Source organism: Kitasatospora sp. NPDC004745 (assembly GCF_042873275.1).
Taxonomy (GTDB): domain Bacteria; phylum Actinomycetota; class Actinomycetes; order Streptomycetales; family Streptomycetaceae; genus Kitasatospora.
Genome location: NZ_JBIALK010000014.1, coordinates 37782 through 56323 on the forward strand (window position 1 = coordinate 37782; position 18542 = coordinate 56323).

The window sequence follows — 18542 nt, forward strand, 5'->3', positions numbered from 1 at the left end:
CGCGCGCAGTGCCTTCCGTTCCGGCGGGCGGTGGTCTGCCGCAGGACCGTCGATCCGCCGGACTCCTCTGTCGCACTCCGCCGGGGGCGCGGGTGGCCCCAGCGTCCGGACGATCATGGAGAATGCCGGTTCCGCCGCCGCAGTGACGCGGTTCACAGGGAACCGGGCGGGGTGAGCGGACAGGGGTGGGCATGGAACTGTCACAACGGGCGCGGCTGCGCGCCGGGGACGAGCACGCCCTCGGGGAGCTCTACGACGCCAACGCCCAGGCGGTGTACGGCTACGCGCTGCGGACCCTGGGGGACTGGGCGGCCGCCGAGGAGGTGGTGTCGCTGACCTTCCTCGACGCCTGGCGCCTGCGCGGAAAGCTGCACGAGGGGGACGGCGACCTCCGGCCCTGGGTGTTCGGGATCGCCACCAACGTGCTGCGCAACACCGCGCGGGCGACCCGTCGGCACCGGGCGGCGATGGCGCGGCTCGGCGAGCGGGAGGCCGCGCCGGACTTCGCCGAGGAGTTGGTGGCGCGGCTCGACGACGGTGCTCAACTGGCCGCGGTGCGAAGGGCGTTGCCCGGCCTGCGCCGGGCGGAGCGCGAGGTCTTCCGGCTCTGCGTCTGGGTGGGGCTGGACTACGCCTCGGCCGCCGAGGCCCTCGGCGTCCCGGTCGGCACCGTCCGCTCCCGACTGTCCCGCGCCCGCACCCGGCTGCGCTCGCTCGCCGAGCAGGAGCTTCGGAACGGCCGGGAACACCGGGAACGCCGGGAAGCTCGGGAATCCTCCGAAAGCCGGGAAAGCCGGGAAAGCCGGGAGAGTCAGGAAAGTCAGGAAAGTCGGGAACTCGCGCCCGTGGCCGGACAGGTACGGGGTGGCGGCCACGAGGCCGCCCGGTCGATGCAGGGGGACGTCCGATGACCAACACGCCCGAGCTCCTCCCCGCCGACCGCCAACGGTTGCTGAAGGAACACCTGATGAGTGAGATCGCCCTGGGGGAGAAGGCGCCGCGCCCGCGGCGCAGGCTGGTCTGGCTGGTCGCGTCGCCGCTGGCGGTCGGCGCGCTGGCGGCGGTGACCCTGGCCGTGCCGTCGGGCCGGGACGGCGGTGCCGCCCCGGCCGCCCCCACCACGGCGCCGCCCACCACCTCGGCCACCTCCGCCCCGGCCACACCGGCGCCCGCGGCGACGGACGCCGCCGCTCTGCTGTCCCGGGCGGCCAAGGCCGCCGCGGGCCGTCCGACCCCGGACGCCGGCAACCACCGCTTCACCTACCAGCGCATGATCGAGGACGGCGACCTGGAGTCCCGGCACGAACGCTCGATGTGGTTCCCGGTCGACGGCCGATCCGCCGGCATGATCGCGGACCCGACGATGTCCGGCGCGGACGCGAACGGTCGGATCAGCTGGCCCGCCACCATCGGCGCGGGCCACGGCGCCCCGCAGCACGCGGACTTCTCCTCGCCGACCTACGAGTTCGTCGCGGGGCTGCCCACCGACCCGGACCGGCTGCTGCAGCAGCTGATCTCCGCCGACCGCTCCAAGTCGGTCGTGGGGATGCCGGTGACGCCGAAGCTGAGCAGCCAGCTCGCCTTCGGCGACGTCCAGAAGATCTTCATGAACGTCACGGCGCCGCCGGCCGTCGCCGGAGCGCTGATGACGGCGGCCGCGAAACTGCCCGGCACGGCCGTGGTCGCCGACGAGGCGGACGCCGCCGGGCGGCACGGGGTCGCGGTGGTCGGCACGAACGGCACGCAGCGGGTGTCGCTGGTCTTCGACCCGGCGACCGGCGCCTTCCTCGGGGTGCGGGAGGTGCTGCTGACGGACCTCCCCGCCGGCGGCCCGGGCGACCTCCCGCCCACCGGCAACCCCGGCCCGGGCGCCGGGAACGGCAAGGGGTACACCTTCGTCACCGCCGTCCTGGAGAGCGGCGTCGTCGACCGTGCGGGGGACAGGCCGAAGGGCTGAACCCCCGGGGGACGGCCGGGCCCTGGCGCCGGGCCCGGCCGTCCCCCGCCCCGGCGGCGGCGGTTCGCTACAGTCGCCCCGTGAGCGACGACGACGTGACCCCGCCCTTCGGGACCTTCCCCCTCGTCCGCCCGGCCCTGGACGTCGGCGAGGAGCTCGCCGCCCCCGTGGCCCGCGCACTGGAGAAGTGGGCCGACACCGAGGCCGCCCGATCCGTCCTGTACGTCGACACGGACCCGGACAAGGCCGACACCGCGGTCTTCTGCGCGGCCTACGACGTGCCGCCGGAGCTGTCCGCGAACTGCGTCGTGGTCGCCGCCAAGCGCGGCGGTGACGTCACCCTGGCCGCCTGCCTCGTGCTCGCCACCACCCGCCTCGACGTCAACCAGGCCGTCCGCAAGCACCTCGGGGCGCGCAAGGCGTCCTTCGCGCCGATGGACACCGCCGTCGACGCCACGGGCATGGAGTACGGCGGCATCACCCCCGTCGGCCTCCCCGCCGACTGGCCCCTGCTGATCGACGCGGCGGTCGTCGCCGCCCCGCACGTCCTCGTCGGCAGCGGACGGCGCCGCGGCAAGCTCATCCTGCCCGGCACCGCCCTGGCCCGGCTCCCGGAAGCCGAGGTCCTCCAGGGCCTGGCCGGCTGAACCGGCCCGGCTTCCGGGCCGGACCGGCCCCTGCCGGCGCAGCAGAGTCACCCGTGATGCCTCAGCTCACTGCCGATCGGCTGCTCGCCGGTGTCGGGGCCGCGCCCCCCGCCCGCACCGGGTCTCCGGGTGCGGGCGGGGGCTGGCAGCGGCGGTTGACGGGCGGTCGGGGGCCCGCCGTCATGTGCGCGCCCGGTGGGGCTCAGCCGCCCTGGAGGTGCAGCGCGGTGCTGCGGATGTCGGGGAGCTTGGCGTAGAGCGCGTTGCCGGGGCACTCGGTGGCGAAGCCGTCGCGGTGGCCGGAGACGGTGTTGAAGTCGACGACGGTGCCCTTGGGGTAGAGGCTGGCGTCGGAGCCGGAGGTGAGCTGGTTCGTGTCGCCCGCCGTCTGGCCGGTGAGGCCGAGCTTCCAGGCCGAGATCTTCGCCAGGCCGTCCTGCAGGGCCTGCGGCGGCGTGGTCGAGCCGTAGGTGCCGATGGCGGCGATGCCCGAGGAGTTGGTGTTGAAGCCGAGGGTGTGGGCGCCCAGGACGGGCTGGTCGACGCCGCCGGCGCGGCCCTCGTAGATGGTGCCGCAGCGGTCGACCAGGAAGTTGTAGCCGATGTCGCGCCAGCCGTTGCTCTGGACGTGGTAGGCGTAGATCGACCGGATGATCCCGGGGGCGTCGCTGCAGGCGTAGTCGGTCGAGGTCGCCGTGTGGTGGATGAAAGTCACCTTCACGGTGCCGGTGTAGACGAATCCGGACTCGCGGATGGACTCGTCGGCCCCCCAGCCGGCGCGGGTGACGATGCCGGGGCGCGGAGCGGTGCTGGTGGATCCGGCCGGACGCTCGGGCAGGGTCGTGCTCTCCCGGGTGGTCGCCCCCCGCCCGGGGTCGACGAGTTCGACCCGCAGTCCGCGGGGGAGACCGGCGGGGCCTGGGCGCACGTCCACCGCGACGCCGTCGCTGCGGCCGGTCCACAGCGGGGCGGTGGCGCCGCGGGACGCGTCGTCGGGGGCGTCGGTGGCATCGGCCTCCAGCTGCTGCCAGTCGCTCCACCGGCCGGTGGCGTGGTCACGGGTGCGGACCCGCACGGATCCCTGGGCGAGGGCGTCGGGGGCGCCGTCCCAGACGACGCCGAGGAGTTGGAACGGACGCGTGGCCCGGGGCGCGACGGCACCGCCGGAACCGAGGGCCAGCGAGGTGACGGAGCCGCCTCCGGCGGAGGTGCGCACCGAGGCGGAGGGGCTGCTCGAACCGTCCACGGCGGTTGCCACGGGCTGGAAGAGCAGCGCGGTGGTGCAGCCGGCGAGGACGGCTGTCGGGATCGAAAGGCTCATGGAACGGATGGTCACCATGATTCAGCGGCCCCGCATGCCGCCCGGCGGTCGCGCACCGTGACGGATGGCCTCCGGGCTGCGAGGACGAGGCCGAGGAGATCCCCGACCGGATTCACCCGGTCAGGCGGTGGGCGCCCGCTGGTGGCGGGCTCCGGACCGGTCGCGCACCGGCTCCGCGGGGCGGCTCCGCGCGGCGGCGGAGGGTGGTCGGTCCGGGTGACGGCCGGGGCGGGTCGCGGGCCCGCCGCACGTGCGTGAGCGCCGGCTCGGGCCCACCGGGCGGTATGCGCCCGTTAGCCGTACTTCGTTGGGCCGTCGCGGTGACCCTTGCCGCGATGCTCGTCCCCTGCGGGTGGCGGGACCCTGTAGACGGAAGATCCGTTTTGCGGATCATCTGGGAGCACTATGCGTACTCGAATCACCGCCATGGTCCTGTCCGGGCTGACCTCGGCCGCCCTCGTGTGGGGCACGGGCGGCGTCGCCTACGCCTCGCCCGTCGCCGACCAGGGCCCGGCGGCGGCCCAGGGCGAATGGGTCGCCAGCCTGCTGCGCATGGCCGAGGAGGGCGGCACGTCGGCGGGCGGCGCCTGGGGCTTCACCGGCCGCAGCGACCTCAGGGCGGAGCCGGTCGTCCGCACGGCCGACGGGGGCGACGAGGCGGAGGCGGCGACCGCCGACGGGACGGAGACCGAGCGGATGCAGGCGGACGGGGCCGCCGGGTCCGGCCAGCAGGCCGAGGAGGGGGAGCGGACCGCTGAGCAGGCGCCGTCCACGCTCTCCTCGGAGAAGGGGGCGGGTGAGGGCGAGAACTGCGCCGGCCCCGGCCACGAGGGCCACGGGCACATCGGCGGCCCCGGCCCCGGTGAGTGCCACTGCCTCCCGGACGTCCCGCCCGGACACGGGGACCACGGTGACCACGGCGAGCACGGTGACCACGGGGACCATGGCGACCACGGTGACCACGGGGACCATGGCGACCACGGGGACCACGGTGACCATGGCGACCACGGGGACCACGGCGAGCACGGGGACCACGGGGACCATGGCGAGCACGGGGACCACGGGGACCATGGCGAGCACGGGGACCACGGGGACCATGGCGACCACGGCGAGCATGGTGACCACGGCGACCACGGTGGTCAGGAGCAGGGCCAGGGCCAGAGTGGCCAGCAGAACCAGAACCAGGGGCAGGGCCAGAACCAGAACCAGGGTCAAGGCCAGGACCAGGGCCAGAACTCCAGCCAGAACCAGGGCCAGGACCAGCACGTCGACGTGAACGTCATCGTGCAGAACTTCGTGGCCAACTACCTCAACAACAGTGCCAACAACAGCGCGAACAACAGCGCGAACAACAGCGCCACCAGCAACTCGAACAACTCCGCGCAGAACAGCGCCCAGAACACGGCGCTCAACCACCAGTCCGCCAAGCAGAACAACAACCTCTCCAACCAGCAGAACGCGCTCAACCTGAACAAGATCAAGCTCGTCGCGCAGGAGGAGGGTTCGGGCCGCCCGCCCCACAAGCAGCCCCACGGCGGCGGCCACGAGTCGACGCCCGGCCATCACGGCTCGGGGCACGAGGAGCACGCCGGGCACCACCACGGCGAGCTGGCCGAGACCGGCACCTCGTCGAGGACCCCCGTCCTGCTCGGCCTCTCCGCCGCGTTCCTCGCGGCCGGTGCGGCCGCCGTACGACTCAGCCGGCGCCGCGCCTGACCGGTGCCGCGCCGCGGTCCGCGTAGCGGGCCGAGGGCGAGCGTGACGACGGGCCCCGCCGGGCAGCTGTCCCCGGCGGGGCCCTGTCGTGCGCGGTCGACTCTCCGGCCCGTCGAAGCCGACCTCCTGACGGAACGTCCGTCCCGGCGGTTGACCTGGCGGACGGACGACACCGCCCTGGTGGGCCGTGCGCAGGACCGGTGGCGGCTCACGACCTCCTGGCCGAACTCCCTTACGCCGGTGGGGCTCCGGTGCCGTCGGAGACGCCGGGATCCGCGCGCCCGGGCCGGTGGGGCGGGCGGCGTGCGGATCCCGTGGGTGGCGCCCTCAGGAGGCGTCGAGGAGGGCGGTGATCTTGGCGGCCATGGCGGCCTGGGCCGGGTTGGGGCGGGGGCGGGCCTGCCGGGCGGCGTCGATCGCGGTGGTGAGGACGGCGCGGAAGTTGTCGGTCTCGTCGGGGGCCTTGGCGTCCAACAGGGCGAGGGAGCGGCGGACGGCGTCGAAGACCTGGTCGGCGATGTCGGCGGTCGACCTGCCGTCGAACTTCAGGCCCTTGGGCTTCGCGGCCAGGACGCGTCCGACCAGGCCGGTCGCGGAGGTGATGGCCTTGCCCGCCGCCATGCCGGCCCTGGTGGAGGAGATCGCGCCCGGGTCGGAGGCGGCCATCAGGCAGACGACGCCGTGGGCGGCGGTCTGCAGGGTGAGTTCGTCGTCGGCGGTCAGGATGCCGGGGGTCTTGTCCATGGTGGTCTGCCTTCTGTGGGTGCTGTTGCGTGCTGTGGGCGAGGGGTCAGTGAGCGGCGGTCAGGGTGTCGGCCACTGCCTCGTCCCCGTCGTCGGGGGCGTCGTGGTGGGCCAGTCGGCTCGCGGGCAGGAACAGGCCGGCGAGGGCGGCCAGCAGGTAGCCGGCGGTGCAGACCAGGGCGCCCGCGAGCAGGGCGGTCCGTAGGGCGGTGGGGTCGAAGCCGTCGTGGGCCCGGCCGAAGAACACCACACCGGTGACGGCGACCCCGAGGGCGGCGCCGAACTGCTGGAAGGTGCTGTAGACGCCGGAGGCGGCGCCCGCGTCGGGCACGGCGACGGTGGCGAGCGCGAGGTCCACGAGCGGGACGACGAGGAAGCCGAGGCCCAGGCCGGCCAGCGCGAGCGGCCCCAGCAGGTCCCAGCCCGACAGGCCCGCGCCGTGGGAGTCGATCACCTGGCGTGCCCAGAGGATTCCACCGGCCTGCATCAGCGCGCCGACGACCACCAGCGGCTTGCCCACCGTCCGGGCCAGCGGCACGGAGGCGCCGGAGCCGAGGAAGGCGCCCGCCGTGAAGGGCAGCAGCGTCAGCCCGGAGGCGATGGCGGAGAAGTGCAGGCCGAGCTGCAGGTACAGGGCGAGGACCAGGAAGAAGCCGGCCATGGCGCCGGAGAAGCACAGCTGGACGATGCTGCCGGCGGTGAAGCCGCGGTCGGCGAACAGGTGCATCGGGGCGAGCGGCGAGCCGTCGCGGCGCATGCGGCGCCGCTGGTTGGCCACGAACACGGCGAGCACCGGCGGGGCGGCGGCGAGCATGGCCGTGATCCAGCCGGGCCAGCCGGCCTCGCGGCCCTCGACCAGCGGGAAGACCAGCAGGAAGAGGCCCGAGGAGGCCAGCAGCAGCCCGGGGACGTCCAGCCGCAGCGGGTGCGCGGAGCGGGTGTCGGGCACCCAGAGGAGTGCGGCCACCAGCAGGGCGAGGCCGATCGGGACGTTGATCGCGAAGATGCCGCGCCACCCGATGCCGAAGGCGTCGGCGGAGACGAGCCAGCCGCCGAGGAGGGGGCCGGCGACGGCGGCCATGCCGGAGACGGCGCCGATGATGCCGAGGACGGCGGCGCGTTCCCGGGGCTTGAAGAGGGCCTGCACCGAGGCCAGGACCTGGGGGACCATGAGCGCTGCGAAGGCGCCCTGGACGACGCGGGCCGCGACGAGGGTGTCGCCGCTGGTGGCGAGGCCGGCCGCCAGCGAGGAGGCGGTGAAGCCGGCCACGCCGGTGACGAACACCCTCCTGCGGCCCAGGATGTCGCCCAGGCGCCCGCCGGTGATCAGGACCACGGCGAAGGCGAGGGTGTAGCCGCCGACGACCCATTCGAGGTGGCCGGGCGTCGCGTGGACGTCCTCCTGGATGGCGGGCAGGCCGACGTTGACGATGGTGGCGTCCAGCAGGTCCATGAAGGAGGCGACGATCAGGACGAGCATCGCCAGGGCGCGGCGGCGGTGGCCGGGCGGGGTGGACGCGGGGGTGGTCACGGGCGGGGCGTCAGTGGGTAGGGGGGTGCGGTGTTCGGACACGGTTCTTCCTCGATCCCTGCGGTGAACGGTGACTGGACGCGGCTGGGCGGCGGTCGGGCGGTGGCCGGTCCGGGTGGCGCCGGACCGGCGTGGGTACCGGCGCGGGCGGACGGGCCTCGGTGTGAAGGCGGGCGTCCGGGCGTGTGGAGGTGGAGGGTCCGGCGGCGGGCATGCCGGGGCCGGCGTCACGAAGTATTTCGTTCGGACGAAAGAAGCATAGCAACTGCTTCGGCGCGCCGAAACAGTTTGCTAGTCTGGGATCATGACCTCCACCGACCGGCCCTCGCGCGGCGAGCTGATGGCCCGGCTGCACACGGCCGGCCGGGAACTCAGCACCGCCGCGGTGATGTTCCACACCGCCCTCGCGCAGCTGCACGGGCTGAGCGCCACCGAGGAGAAGGCCATCGACCTGCTCCAGCGCCTCGGCCCGTTGACCGCGCGCCAGCTCGGCGAACAGTCCGGGCTGGCCCCCGCCTCCGTCACCGGACTCGTCGACCGGCTCCAGCGCAAGGGCTTCGCCCGCCGGGTGCCGAACCCCTCCGACGGCCGGAGCGTCCTCATCGAGGCCGCCGAGGGCCCGACCGAGGCCCTGGCCCCCCACTTCGCGGACTGGACGGTCGCCCTCGACGGGCTGTGCGCGCGCTACGACGACACCGAACTGGCCGCCATCGTGGACTTCCTCGGCTCGGCCGCCGCCCTCCAGCGCGAGGCGACCACCCGGATGACCGCCGCGAGCCCGGGGCGGGCCGCACCCGTGGCCGAGACGGCCCTCGGCCGCGGCGAGAAGCTGACGCTGCAGACGGCGGCCCACGGCGTGGTCGCCCTGATGGCCGCCGCCGACCCCGGGGCGTTCTCCTCCGCCCGGGCGGGCATCGCCGGCGGCAAGGCGCTGTCCGCCGCCACCGGGCTGGTCGGCCGCGTCCTCGCCGAGAAGCCCAAGGGCATGAAGCTCGGCGGGAAGTCCACCGCAGACCTGGCCGACCAGGTCTTCCCCGCCCTCGCGGCCTCCGTCGCGCTGCTCCGGGACGTCGACCCCGCGGAGGCCGAGAACTTCCGTGCCGTCATGCGGATCGCCGTCGAGGCCGCGCTGCAGACCCGCGACGGCCGGAGCCCCGCCATGGCGGCCATGGCCGCCAAGATCGCCGCCGCCCTCGACGACGGCGTCTGACACCGGCGAGGGGCGGGCGACACCGTCGACCTCCGCACTCCCGGAGCTTCACGACACCGTGGGGCTCCGGGCCGGGAGGCTGCCGCGGCTGCTCACAGCGGCCGGGTCGGACCCGTCGAGTCGTGCCCGGACGGTGCTAAGGGGCCGAGCCGGCGCGGGTCAGGACCGGATCGCCCACGGCGATGAGGGCCTGCCCGCAGTAGCCGTCGGACGTGTAGGCGATGCGGAGTCTGAGCACGCCCGTCACGTCCACGGAGATCGGCACGCTGTCGCCCAACGTGAGATTCTGGCGGCTGAGTTCGTGGTCGTCGCCGTAGACGGTGACGCTTCCGCTCCGGCCCTTCGAGCTGTCCTCGATTCCGACCGTGGTGGTGAGCTTCGACCACTCCTTGCTGAGGTTGAACTCGATCCCCCCACCGGACTTGCAGTACACGTCCCCGGTGACCAGCGAGTTCTGGTAGGTCTTCCCCGCTATCGCGACCTTCGCCCGGGAGAGGTCGCAGTAGCAGTTGATCGGGGGGAGGACCATGAGGGACTGGTCCGTCGCGGATGGTCGTTGCGGCGCAGGCCCGGTGCCGGACGGAGTGTCCGGCAGCGCGGGGGCCGTCACCGTCCGCGTGACCGTGACCGTCGGGCCCGGCACGGTCTCGGTGGCCACCGCGCTGGATGCGGTGGGGGAGTGCACCACCGCCGGCAGGCCGAGGAACCCGATGGCCAGCCCGGCCACGCCCGTCAGCGCCGTGACGACGGCGGCGAACTCGCTCCACCGCCCGCCGGAGGCCGCCGGGGGCCGAGGCGGATGCGGGGGAGCCGGTGGAACCCTGCCGCTCTCGTGAGCGTCGCCTGACGGAATGCTGCTCATCGGCCCCCCGGTTGAGTCGAAGAGATGATGACACGGCCCGTGGGGCGGGGAAAGGGTGCCGTCGGCCTCCTCCTGGCGCCTGCGGGTCGCGGGGCTTGGGGGGAGCCGGGCCGTCAAGCCCCCATCCGATCTAACCCGTACGGGTGAAATGACGGGCCGTTCGGGTCCGGTGACCAAGCCGGTGAGGGGAGGGCGCCGAAGGTCGGACGGAAGTGCCCGGCAACCGGCCGGGCGGACGAGCCGAGACGGGACCTGATGGCCAGCGAGCACATCGACACCCGGCTGCTGGAAGAACTCACCGAGCAGTCACAGGACTTGAACAGCGACGCGATGCGGATCACCTGCGGGTCGCTGACCGACTTCGAACAGGGCGCGCAGCCCGCACGCCGGTGGTGGCAGCGCGGGAGCGCGCTCGCCGGCCTGGTCGGGGCCGCGGGGCTGGCCAGCGTGGCGCGGGCGGTGGCGGCCTCCCCGTCCGCGACGGCGTCGGCGGACGACATCATGGCGCTGCAGACCGCCGCGTCGATCGAGAACCTGGCCGTGAGCGTCTACCAGACCGCCGCCGGACTGCCGTTCATCAAGGACGGCAACAAGACGGTCGCGGCGTTCATCGCCAAGACCACCGAGCAGCACCAGGCCCACGCCAAGGCCTTCAACGCCGCCGCGACCGCCGCCGGCGGCCAGGCCCAGAACAACCCCGACCCGAAGTACAAGGCCGTCGTCGACCAGGCGCTGCCCACCATCAAGACCCCGGCCGACGTGGTGAAGCTCGCCATCACGCTGGAGGACGTCGCCGCCCAGACGTACACCAAGAACGTCGGCCAGGTGAGCAACGCCGACCTGCGCAAGCTCTTCGCCTCCGTCGCCCCGGTCGAGGCCCAGCACCGGGCCGTGCTGCTGGCCGTCCAGGCGCTGCTGGCGGGCAACGCCGCCGACCTGATCACCATCCCCGTCGACCCGGCGAAGCTGCCCGCCGCCGCCGGGAGCGTCGGCTTCCCCGACGCGTTCTACAAGACCGACAACGCCTCCCCGATCACCGAAGGGGCCGTCCAGTGACCGCCGACCGCACCTGGCAGCCCGCCATCGGCGAGGCCGAACTCGCCCGCCTGACGCGGGACATGGACGACGCCCACCGCGCAACCCTCCCGCTGATGCACGCGACCGGTGCCGACCTGACGGAGGAGCTCCGCGCCGCGGGGCAGGCCGACGCGGGGCGGCGCCGCTTCCTCGTCGGCGCGGGCGGGGCCGCCGCCGCCCTTGTCCTGGCGGCCTGCTCCAGCAGTAAGAGCGTCACCAGCCCGGCACCCACCAGCCCCGCCTCCCCGACGCCCAGCTCGCCCTCGGCGTCCGGGCAGTACACGGGGGACCTGAAGGTGGTGGCGCTGGCCACCGCGCTGGAGAACCAGGCCGTCGTCGCCTACCAGGCGGCGCTGGACGCGGCCAAGGCCGGCAAGCTCGGGACCGTCCCCCCGGCGGTGGCGAACTTCATCACCACCGCGCAGTCCCAGCACGCCGACCACGCGAAGGCCTGGAACGCCGTCCTCACCGGTGCCGGACTGCCCGCCATCACCGGCGTCCCGCTGTCCAACCAGCCCGACACCCTCGCCGCGCTCGGCAAGGCCGCCTCCGTCGGCGACGTCGCCGAGCTGGCCCTCCAGCTGGAGAACCAGGCCGCCCAGACCTACCTCTTCGCGACCTACAACGTCACCAGCCCCGCTGGCATCGCCACCGCGGCCAGCATCGCCCCCGTCGAGGCCATGCACGCGGCGATCCTCAACTACGTCCTCGGCCAGTACCCCGTCCCCGACGACTTCCTGCCCACCGACAAGGCCGCCAGCCCCACCCTCCTCACCGTCTGACCCACCTCCCCCGAGCAGGCGCGCGCCCGGACCCACCGGAACCGACACCCCCCGGCCACCCCGGGCGCGCGCCCCTTCCAGTGGGTGAACTCGACGCCTCCGCCGGCTGGTTCGCCCGCGACGACGGACCTCGGCCCACCCGCCCCGAGCCTTCGGCGCCGGGTGGGCCCGCGCTGTGCTAGGGGGTGCGGCGGCGGAGGGTGGCGGCGCCGAGGGCGAGGGCGAGGAGGGCGGAGCCGGTGACGACGGCGAGGTCGCGGGCGACGGCGGGGTCGGCGGTGGCGGTGGTGGTGAGGCGGGTCATCGCGTCGACGGCGTAGGAGAGCGGCAGGACGTCGGAGATCCAGCGCAGGGCGGTGGCCATGCCGTCGCGCGGGACGAAGAGCCCGCACAGGAGCAGCTGGGGGAGGAGGACCGCGGGCAGGAACTGGACGGCCTGGAACTCCGTCGAGGCGAACGCCGACACCAGCAGGCCCAGCGCCATGCCGAGCAGGCCGTCGGCGACGGCGACGGCGAAGACCAGCCAGGTGGGGCCGGCGATGTGCAGGCCGAGCGGGCCGAGGGCGAGCGCGGTGGCGAGCGTCGCCTGGAGCAGGGCGACGAGGCCGAAGGCCACGGCGTACCCGAGCAGGAGGTCGAGCCTGCCCAGCGGCATGGTGAGCAGCCGTTCCAGGGTGCCCGTGGTCCGCTCGCGGAGCATGGCGACGGAGGTGACCAGGAACATCACGAGCAGCGGGAAGACGCCGAGCAGGGCGGGGCCGATCCGGTCGAAGGTGGCCGGCTGGGCGTCGAACATGTACTTGAGCAGGACGAGCAGCAGGCAGGGGACGACCAGGAGCAGCGCGACGGTGCGCGGGTCGTGGCGCAGCTGGGTGAGGACGCGGCGGGCGGTGGCGAGGGTGCGCCGCAGGGCGGGTGCCGCCGGGGGCAGGGGCTGTCGGGTGCTCATCGGGCGGCCTCCACGAGCTCCAGGAACGCGCTGTCGATGTCGGGTGCGCCGGTGGCGCGGAGCAGTTCGTCCGGGGTGTCGTGGGCGAGCAGACGGCCCTCGCGCATCAGGAGCAGGCGGTCGCAGCGGGTGGCCTCGTCCATGACGTGGCTGGACACCAGCATGGTGGTGCCGGCGTCGGCGAGGCGGCGGAAGAGCTGCCAGAGGTCCGCGCGGAGCACCGGGTCGAGGCCGACGGTGGGTTCGTCGAGGATCAGCAGCTCGGGGGCGCCGAGGAGGGCGGCGGCGAGCGAGACGCGGGCGCGCTGCCCACCGGAGAGGCGGTCGGTGACGTGCTGCTCGTGGCCGGTCAGGCCGACCAGGGCGATCACCCGGGCGGGGTCGGTGGCAGGTGCGCCGAGGACGGCGGCGAAGTAGGCGAGGTTCTCGGCGACGGTGAGGTCGCCGTAGACGGAGGGGGCCTGGGTGACGTACCCGACGCGGTGGCGCAGGGCGGGGCTCCCGGCCTCCAGGCCGAGCACCTCGACCCGGCCGGCGGCGGTGCGCTGCACGCCGACGACGGAGCGCAGCAGGGTCGTCTTGCCGCAGCCGCTCGGGCCGAGCAGGCCGGTGATGGTGCCGCGGGCGAGGTCGAGGTCGAGGGAGTGGAGGACGGTCCGGCCGCCTCGTTCGACGGTCAGGCCGGTGATCCGGATGGCGGGGGCGTCCGGCCCCGCCGAGGAATTCATCATGTGATGAGTTTTGCGCCGGGGGAGGGTGCCGGTCAAGTGCCGCGCGCCCGCTCCGGGGACAATGGCCCGGTGAGTGGCGAGGGGAAAGAGCGGAAGCGGGTCGGCCGGCGCCCGGGCGGCGAGGACACCCGGGGCGCGGTGCTGGCGGCCGCGCGGGCGGAGTTCGGGGCGCGTGGGTACCAGAAGGCGAGCATGCGGGCGATCGCCCGGGCGGCCGGGGTGGACGCGGCGCTGCTGCACCACTACTTCGGCACCAAGGACCGCCTGTTCCTGGCGGCGCTGGACTTCCCGGTGGACCCGCGGGTCGTCGTGGAGCAGGTGCTCGCGGGGGAGCGGGACCGCGTCGGCGAGCGGGTGGCCGCCTTCGTCCTGGGGCTCTGGGAACAGCCGGCCGTGCGGGACCGGCTGCTGGCACTGCTGCGCACGGCGGCCGCCAGCGAGGAGGTCGCGGCGCTGGTGCGGGGCTTCATGGTCACCGAGCTGGTGGGTCGACTGGCCGGTGAACTCGACCTGGAGAATCCGGAGTTGAGGGTGGAGCTGGTGCTGTCGCAGATCGTCGGACTGGCGATGGCGCGCTATGTGATCCAGGTGGAACCGCTCGCCTCCGCGCCCGTGGACCAAGTCGCCCCGCTCCTGGCCAGGACCGTCCAGGGATACCTGGCCGTGCCCTGAGGGGCCTCGGCCGGAACCAGCCGCGCCCACCGCGCCCACCGCGACCGCCGCGGTCGCGGCGGTCGCGGCGGTCCCGGTCCCGTCAACCGGTGCGGGGGTGGCGCGTCGCCGTGCTCCCGGCCGCGCGGAGGATGCGGTCGCGCGAGACGGCGGCCTCGGCGCGCAGCAGCGGCAGGTCGACGTCGAGGACGCGGCCCGCCCACTTGCGGACCTGCCCGCCGACGAGGACGGTGTCGATGTTCCGGGCGTCGCAGCCCAGGACGACGGTGCCGGTGGCGTCGTTCAGCGGGAGGTTGTTGATCTCGTCGGTGGTGATCATCAGCAGGTCCGCCTGCTTGCCGGGCGTGAGCGTGCCGGTGACGTCGGCCAGGCCGCAGGTCCGGGCGCCCTGCCGGGTGGCGAAGTCCAGGACGTCGTGGGTGTCGATGCGGTGCGGCTCGCGGTCGGTGCCGTAGGTGCCGTTGACGGCGCGCATGCGCTGGACGGTGTGCAGGGCGCGCATCTGGGTGAACATGTCGCCGGCCAGGGCGACTTCGACGTCGATGCTCAGGCCCGGCCGCACCCCGACCGCCAGCGCCTCGTCGACGGCGGGTACGGCGTTCTCCAGCCCGATCTGGGCGTCCGAGGTGGGCGCGAGGGACACCGTGGTGCCGCTGGCCCCGATGGCGCGCCACGCGTCGGGGCTCAGCCCGGTGGCGTGGATCAGCGTCAGGTGTTCCCCGAGCAGCCCCTGGCGTTCCCAGCGGAGGATCGCCTCCGAGGACTCGGGCCCGAAGACCGCGTCCACGCTCACGCCGATGCCCAGGTCGGCCGCCCGGCGGGCGAGTTCCGGCCCGTAGGCCAGGCCGGGGCCCGCGATCCGGTCGGTGGCGAGGGCGGCGAGGCGGACGGTCGTCCGGCTGCCGGTGTACTGCGTGTGCAGGCGGGCCAGATCGGCGGGCCACTGCCCGTCCCAGGCGCCGAAGTGCGGGCCCATCGCGGCGTGCACGCCCCGGATGCCGCTGTCGACCAGGGCCCGGACGGCGGCGTCGGAGTGGGCGGCGCTGCGCGAGTTGTGCGAGAAGTCCAGCATCGTGGTGATGCCCGCGTCGACGGCGGCCAGCGCGGCCAGCCTGGTGCCGACGTACATGTCGTGGGGCCGGTAGACCGGGGCGAACTCGGCGAGCGTGGTGGAGACGTACCCGGCGAGGTCGTTCACGTCGGGCATGGTCCGGCGCAACTGGGCCTGCCAGGCGTGGCGGTGGGTGTCCACGAAGCCGGGCGCGAGGATCGTCCCGGTGGCGTCGACCACGATCGCGTCCGTCGCGGCCCCGCGGGCCCGGAGGTCGGTGCCGACGGCGCTGATGGTGCTGCCCGACACCAGCAGGTCGCCGACGTCGAGGGTGCCCAGCGCCGGGTCCATGGTGAGGACGGTGGCGCCGGTGAAGAGGATGCGGCGCCGCGGGTCGGCGGCGGTCCGGCGGAGCCGCTCCAGGAGGGGGCGGCGGGCGGTGTCGGTGGGGCGGTGGACGGCACGCGCGCCGTCGGCGCCGACCGACGGGCCGGCGTACGGGTCGGCGTGCGGGGGGAACTGATCGCTGCTCATGACGACTCAACCTGGCAGCCTCCGGGGAGGGCCTCCAGGCTGCGCCGTTCCTGGGTGCGCCACACCGTGGATCAGGGCTTCGGCCCGGCCGCACGCGGATCAGTGGTTCCCCTGGCTAGTGCTATGGCCGGGAACGTTCACCGGGGTGGGGCCGATGTCGCGGGCCACTTCGAAAATCGATGGCGCTCTTCGGGGTGGTCGGCGAGCATCTGCAGGTGACAGACGAAGCCGATCACAAGAGACCGTTCACCCGGAGCCCGAAACGCGTCCGTTTTGTCGAGCTGTCCGGCGGGGCGATGTCCGCCTTGCTCGACGGAGACCTGTCAGCAGCCAGTAGGACGGCCGGGGTCTCGCTGACAGAGTACTTTCTGACCGACGGGGCCCGGTGGCTGTGGCAGTTCCGGCTTGGTCAGATGGCCGACGATCCCAGCCATGCGCGGTGGATGGTGCGCCAAGCAGTCGTCGGCGACAAGGGTCTCGTCGTTGGGCATGCCGGGTTCCACGGACCGCCCGACGAGGTCGGCATGGTCGAGATCGGCTACTCCGTTGCTCCGGAGTTCCGCCGCCAGGGATACGCCCGATCCACGCTGGTCGAGTTGCTTCGCCGGGCAGCGGCCGAACCAGCGGTCACGACCGTACGGGCGACGATCAGCCCCGACAACATGGCCTCCTTGGCCACGATCGCAGGCTTCGGTTTCGTTGAGGTCGGAGAGCAATGGGATGAGGAGGACGGTCTCGAACTGATATTCGAGGTCCCTGCCCGCCAGGTTCTACCCGCTTGATGAGAAGGTTCGCGGCAGAACGCCGGCTGTGATCGCGGCGTCCGGCATGCTGGTCAGGCCGCAGCATCGAATGGGTGTCCACCCCAGCGGATGCCTTTCTCGCTGCGGATTCGGGCGCGTTCGCGCGCCACTCCGCGGATCCCCGTTCCGGGGTCACCGCCGCCGCGGTGACCCCGGAACGGGGGCGTCTGCCGGCCTTCCCGGGCCGACAGGTCACTGTGCCCTACTCGGCGGCCAGCCGCGGGGTGCGGGTCGGCTCCGTCCGGCGGTCGCCCGTCGCCTCGAAGGCCGCGGCGAGGGTGAGCAGGGCGTTGTCGTCGTAGGCGCGCCCGGCGAAGGTGAGCCCGACGGGCATGCCGGTGTCCGGCATGGTGCCCATGGGCACGGTCACGGTCGGGATGCCGAGGTGACGGGGCACCAGGTTGCCGTTGGCGACCCAGACGCCGTTGCGCCAGCCGAGGTCGGCGGAGGCCTCGGACACGTCCATGTCGGCGGGGCCCACGTCGGCGACCGCGGGGAACACCACGGCGTCCAGGCGCAGGTCGTCCATCCACAGCTCCAGGTCGACCCGGCGGGTCTCCTCGAGGCCCCGCAGCCCCTCCTCGAGGTGCGGCATGTCGGTGAACGAGGCGTACGGGCGCTCGCGCACGAAGCGCGGGTACTCGACGATGGTGTCGTCGAAGCCGTCGTAGCGGTCCGGGAGTTCGCCCTGCTGCTTGGGCCAGATCCGGTCGCCGTCGACCTCGGTCAGGGTGGCGAGCGCCGGGTCGCCGTTGGCCCGCAGGAAGTCGTCCCACGCCCAGGCGGAGAGGTCCTCGATCTCGACCTTGAGGAAGTCGGCGCCGACCAGGCCGCGGGTGGCGAGCGAGGGGGCACCGGGGCGGTCGGACTCGTAGTTCGACACGACGGGGAAGTCGACCTCGACGACCTCGGCGCCGGCCGCCTCCAGGTCGCGGCGCGCGGCCTCCCACCGGTCGATCACCGAGGGGCGGGTGTCGATGCGCTGGCCGGTCTGGCCGCCGATGCCGCCCTCGGGGTTGGTGCCGGCCTCATGGTCGGCGTTGATGTACATCCGGGGGACGCCGACGCGCTTGCCGGCGAGCGCGTCGCGGGCCGCCTGCGCGTCCGAGGGGGCGAGCGCCGGGTACGAGGCGGGGCGGACCTGCGACGGGGCGGGCAGCTGCACCCACGGCTGGGCGCGCCACAGGTCGCCGCGGGTGTCCTGGTCGTCGGCCACGATGACGTCGAGCAGCTCGAACAGGTCGGCCATGGTGCGGGTGTGCGGGACGACGACGTCCATGGTCGGCACCAGCGGCCAGTTGCCGCGCACCGAGATCACGCCGCGGCTGGGAGTGTAGGCGCACAGCGCGTTGTACGAGGCGGGCGCGCGGCCCGAGGACCAGGTCTCCTCGCCGAGGCCGAAGGCGCCGAAGGACGCCGCGGTCGCGGTGCCCGAGCCGTTGGACGAGCCGGAGCCGTAGGCGCTGGTGAGCCAGTCGGCGCTGTACGGGCTCTCCGCGCGGCCGTACACGCCGCGCTGCATGCCGCCGTTCGCCATCGGGGGCATGTTGGTCAGGCCGATCAGGACGGCTCCGCCGGCGCGCAGCCGCTCGATGGCGAAGGCGTCGCGCTGAGCGACGAGGTGCTCGAAGGCGGGCGAACCGGCCGCGGCCGTCAGGCCCTTCGCGAGGTAGCTGTCCTTGGCGGTGTACGGGATGCCGTCCAGCGGGCCGAGCGTCTCGCCGCGCGCGCGGCGGGCGTCGGAGGCCTCGGCCTCGGCGCGGGCCTCGGGGTTCATCACGACCATCGCGTTGAGGGCGGTGGGGGTGCCGGGCCGGTCGTACGCGTCGATCCTGGCGAGGTAGGCGTCGAGGAGCTCGACCGCGGTGGTCTCGCCCTTCTCCAGCGCCGCGCGCAGAGCGGCGATACAGGTCTCCACAACGTCGAATCGGCGCGTCATTCGGGTGCCTCCTGGA

Annotated in this window: 17 protein-coding genes; 9 read left to right on the top strand and 8 right to left on the bottom strand. The window is 74.0% G+C overall.

Going from position 1 to position 18542, the window contains the following annotated elements:
• Window positions 1–191: 191 nt before the first annotated feature.
• From ACFYUY_RS22450 to ACFYUY_RS22460, 3 genes are all read left to right on the top strand, one after another.
• Complete coding sequence (locus ACFYUY_RS22450) at window positions 192–911, top strand: RNA polymerase sigma factor (RefSeq protein WP_387902850.1); 720 nt, start codon at window positions 192–194, stop codon at window positions 909–911.
• Window positions 908–1957, top strand: a complete 1050-nt coding sequence (locus ACFYUY_RS22455) for a CU044_5270 family protein (protein ID WP_387902852.1) — start codon at window positions 908–910, stop codon at window positions 1955–1957. Before ACFYUY_RS22450 ends, ACFYUY_RS22455 begins: the two co-directional genes overlap by 4 nt.
• Window positions 1958–2052: 95 nt before the next feature.
• Window positions 2053–2604, top strand: coding sequence for a YbaK/EbsC family protein (locus ACFYUY_RS22460; RefSeq protein WP_387903124.1), 552 nt, complete (start codon window positions 2053–2055; stop codon window positions 2602–2604).
• A gap of 202 nt (window positions 2605–2806) precedes the next feature.
• Here the strand turns inward: ACFYUY_RS22460 and ACFYUY_RS22465 are convergent, their stop codons facing one another.
• Window positions 2807–3925 carry a peptidoglycan recognition protein gene (locus tag ACFYUY_RS22465; protein WP_387902855.1) on the bottom strand — a complete coding sequence of 373 codons (1119 nt, stop codon included), beginning with the start codon at window positions 3923–3925 and terminating at the stop codon, window positions 2807–2809.
• A gap of 405 nt (window positions 3926–4330) precedes the next feature.
• Here ACFYUY_RS22465 and ACFYUY_RS22470 point away from each other — a divergent pair, with 405 nt between their 5' ends.
• Window positions 4331–5641: an LAETG motif-containing sortase-dependent surface protein gene (locus ACFYUY_RS22470; protein ID WP_387902857.1), complete on the top strand. Its 1311-nt coding sequence runs from the start codon at window positions 4331–4333 to the stop codon at window positions 5639–5641.
• Window positions 5642–5968: 327 nt separating this feature from the next.
• Here the strand turns inward: ACFYUY_RS22470 and ACFYUY_RS22475 are convergent, their stop codons facing one another.
• Window positions 5969–6385: a hypothetical protein gene (locus tag ACFYUY_RS22475; RefSeq protein WP_387902859.1), complete on the bottom strand. Its 417-nt coding sequence runs from the start codon at window positions 6383–6385 to the stop codon at window positions 5969–5971.
• Between the two features lie 46 nt (window positions 6386–6431).
• Window positions 6432–7916, bottom strand: a complete 1485-nt coding sequence (locus ACFYUY_RS22480; protein WP_387902862.1) for an MFS transporter — start codon at window positions 7914–7916, stop codon at window positions 6432–6434.
• A gap of 304 nt (window positions 7917–8220) precedes the next feature.
• On the opposite strand from ACFYUY_RS22480, the gene ACFYUY_RS22485 reads away from it, so the two are divergent.
• Window positions 8221–9126, top strand: coding sequence for a MarR family transcriptional regulator (locus tag ACFYUY_RS22485; RefSeq protein ID WP_360216701.1), 906 nt, complete (start codon window positions 8221–8223; stop codon window positions 9124–9126).
• A 136-nt stretch (window positions 9127–9262) separates the two neighbouring features.
• On the opposite strand, the gene ACFYUY_RS22490 is transcribed toward ACFYUY_RS22485, so the two are convergent.
• Window positions 9263–9655: an NPCBM/NEW2 domain-containing protein gene (locus ACFYUY_RS22490; RefSeq protein WP_387902866.1), complete on the bottom strand. Its 393-nt coding sequence runs from the start codon at window positions 9653–9655 to the stop codon at window positions 9263–9265.
• Window positions 9656–10243: 588 nt separating this feature from the next.
• On the opposite strand from ACFYUY_RS22490, the gene ACFYUY_RS22495 reads away from it, so the two are divergent.
• On the top strand, window positions 10244–11044 hold the full coding sequence (locus ACFYUY_RS22495) for a ferritin-like domain-containing protein (RefSeq protein WP_387902869.1): 801 nt from the start codon (window positions 10244–10246) through the stop codon (window positions 11042–11044).
• Window positions 11041–11847 carry a ferritin-like domain-containing protein gene (locus ACFYUY_RS22500; RefSeq protein WP_387902871.1) on the top strand — a complete coding sequence of 269 codons (807 nt, stop codon included), beginning with the start codon at window positions 11041–11043 and terminating at the stop codon, window positions 11845–11847. The genes ACFYUY_RS22495 and ACFYUY_RS22500 overlap by 4 nt, the downstream gene beginning before the upstream one ends.
• A gap of 178 nt (window positions 11848–12025) precedes the next feature.
• Here ACFYUY_RS22500 and ACFYUY_RS22505 read toward each other — a convergent pair whose 3' ends face one another.
• Entirely contained in the window at window positions 12026–12796 is a 771-nt protein-coding gene (locus ACFYUY_RS22505) for an ABC transporter permease (RefSeq protein ID WP_387902873.1), read from the bottom strand.
• Window positions 12793–13527, bottom strand: a complete 735-nt coding sequence (locus tag ACFYUY_RS22510) for an ABC transporter ATP-binding protein (RefSeq protein WP_360216716.1) — start codon at window positions 13525–13527, stop codon at window positions 12793–12795. Before ACFYUY_RS22510 ends, ACFYUY_RS22505 begins: the two co-directional genes overlap by 4 nt.
• 69 nt (window positions 13528–13596) lie before the next feature.
• Between ACFYUY_RS22510 and ACFYUY_RS22515 the strand changes: the two genes are divergently transcribed.
• Window positions 13597–14199, top strand: a complete 603-nt coding sequence (locus ACFYUY_RS22515; RefSeq protein ID WP_387902875.1) for a TetR family transcriptional regulator — start codon at window positions 13597–13599, stop codon at window positions 14197–14199.
• Window positions 14200–14281: 82 nt separating this feature from the next.
• Here the strand turns inward: ACFYUY_RS22515 and ACFYUY_RS22520 are convergent, their stop codons facing one another.
• Window positions 14282–15784 (bottom strand): amidohydrolase family protein, encoded by a 1503-nt coding sequence (locus ACFYUY_RS22520; protein WP_387902878.1) that lies wholly within the window; start codon window positions 15782–15784, stop codon window positions 14282–14284.
• A gap of 296 nt (window positions 15785–16080) precedes the next feature.
• Between ACFYUY_RS22520 and ACFYUY_RS22525 the strand changes: the two genes are divergently transcribed.
• Entirely contained in the window at window positions 16081–16566 is a 486-nt protein-coding gene (locus tag ACFYUY_RS22525; protein WP_387903127.1) for a GNAT family N-acetyltransferase, read from the top strand.
• Window positions 16567–16789: 223 nt separating this feature from the next.
• On the opposite strand, the gene ACFYUY_RS22530 is transcribed toward ACFYUY_RS22525, so the two are convergent.
• Window positions 16790–18526, bottom strand: a complete 1737-nt coding sequence (locus ACFYUY_RS22530) for an amidase (protein WP_387902881.1) — start codon at window positions 18524–18526, stop codon at window positions 16790–16792.
• Between the last annotated feature and the right edge of the window lie 16 nt (window positions 18527–18542).

What these genes read in the sequence shown, in the direction of transcription:
- ACFYUY_RS22450 (WP_387902850.1), top strand. Translation starts at nt 192, where the DNA reads ATGGAACTGTCACAACGGGCGCGGCTGCGCGCCGGGGACGAGCACGCC.
- ACFYUY_RS22455 (WP_387902852.1), top strand. Translation starts at nt 908, where the DNA reads ATGACCAACACGCCCGAGCTCCTCCCCGCCGACCGCCAACGGTTGCTG.
- ACFYUY_RS22465 (WP_387902855.1), bottom strand. Translation starts at nt 3,925, where the DNA reads ATGAGCCTTTCGATCCCGACAGCCGTCCTCGCCGGCTGCACCACCGCG.
- ACFYUY_RS22470 (WP_387902857.1), top strand. Translation starts at nt 4,331, where the DNA reads ATGCGTACTCGAATCACCGCCATGGTCCTGTCCGGGCTGACCTCGGCC.
- ACFYUY_RS22475 (WP_387902859.1), bottom strand. Translation starts at nt 6,385, where the DNA reads ATGGACAAGACCCCCGGCATCCTGACCGCCGACGACGAACTCACCCTG.
- ACFYUY_RS22485 (WP_360216701.1), top strand. Translation starts at nt 8,221, where the DNA reads ATGACCTCCACCGACCGGCCCTCGCGCGGCGAGCTGATGGCCCGGCTG.
- ACFYUY_RS22490 (WP_387902866.1), bottom strand. Translation starts at nt 9,655, where the DNA reads ATGGTCCTCCCCCCGATCAACTGCTACTGCGACCTCTCCCGGGCGAAG.
- ACFYUY_RS22495 (WP_387902869.1), top strand. Translation starts at nt 10,244, where the DNA reads ATGGCCAGCGAGCACATCGACACCCGGCTGCTGGAAGAACTCACCGAG.
- ACFYUY_RS22505 (WP_387902873.1), bottom strand. Translation starts at nt 12,796, where the DNA reads ATGAGCACCCGACAGCCCCTGCCCCCGGCGGCACCCGCCCTGCGGCGC.
- ACFYUY_RS22510 (WP_360216716.1), bottom strand. Translation starts at nt 13,527, where the DNA reads ATGATGAATTCCTCGGCGGGGCCGGACGCCCCCGCCATCCGGATCACC.
- ACFYUY_RS22520 (WP_387902878.1), bottom strand. Translation starts at nt 15,784, where the DNA reads ATGAGCAGCGATCAGTTCCCCCCGCACGCCGACCCGTACGCCGGCCCG.
- ACFYUY_RS22525 (WP_387903127.1), top strand. Translation starts at nt 16,081, where the DNA reads ATGTCCGCCTTGCTCGACGGAGACCTGTCAGCAGCCAGTAGGACGGCC.
- ACFYUY_RS22530 (WP_387902881.1), bottom strand. Translation starts at nt 18,526, where the DNA reads ATGACGCGCCGATTCGACGTTGTGGAGACCTGTATCGCCGCTCTGCGC.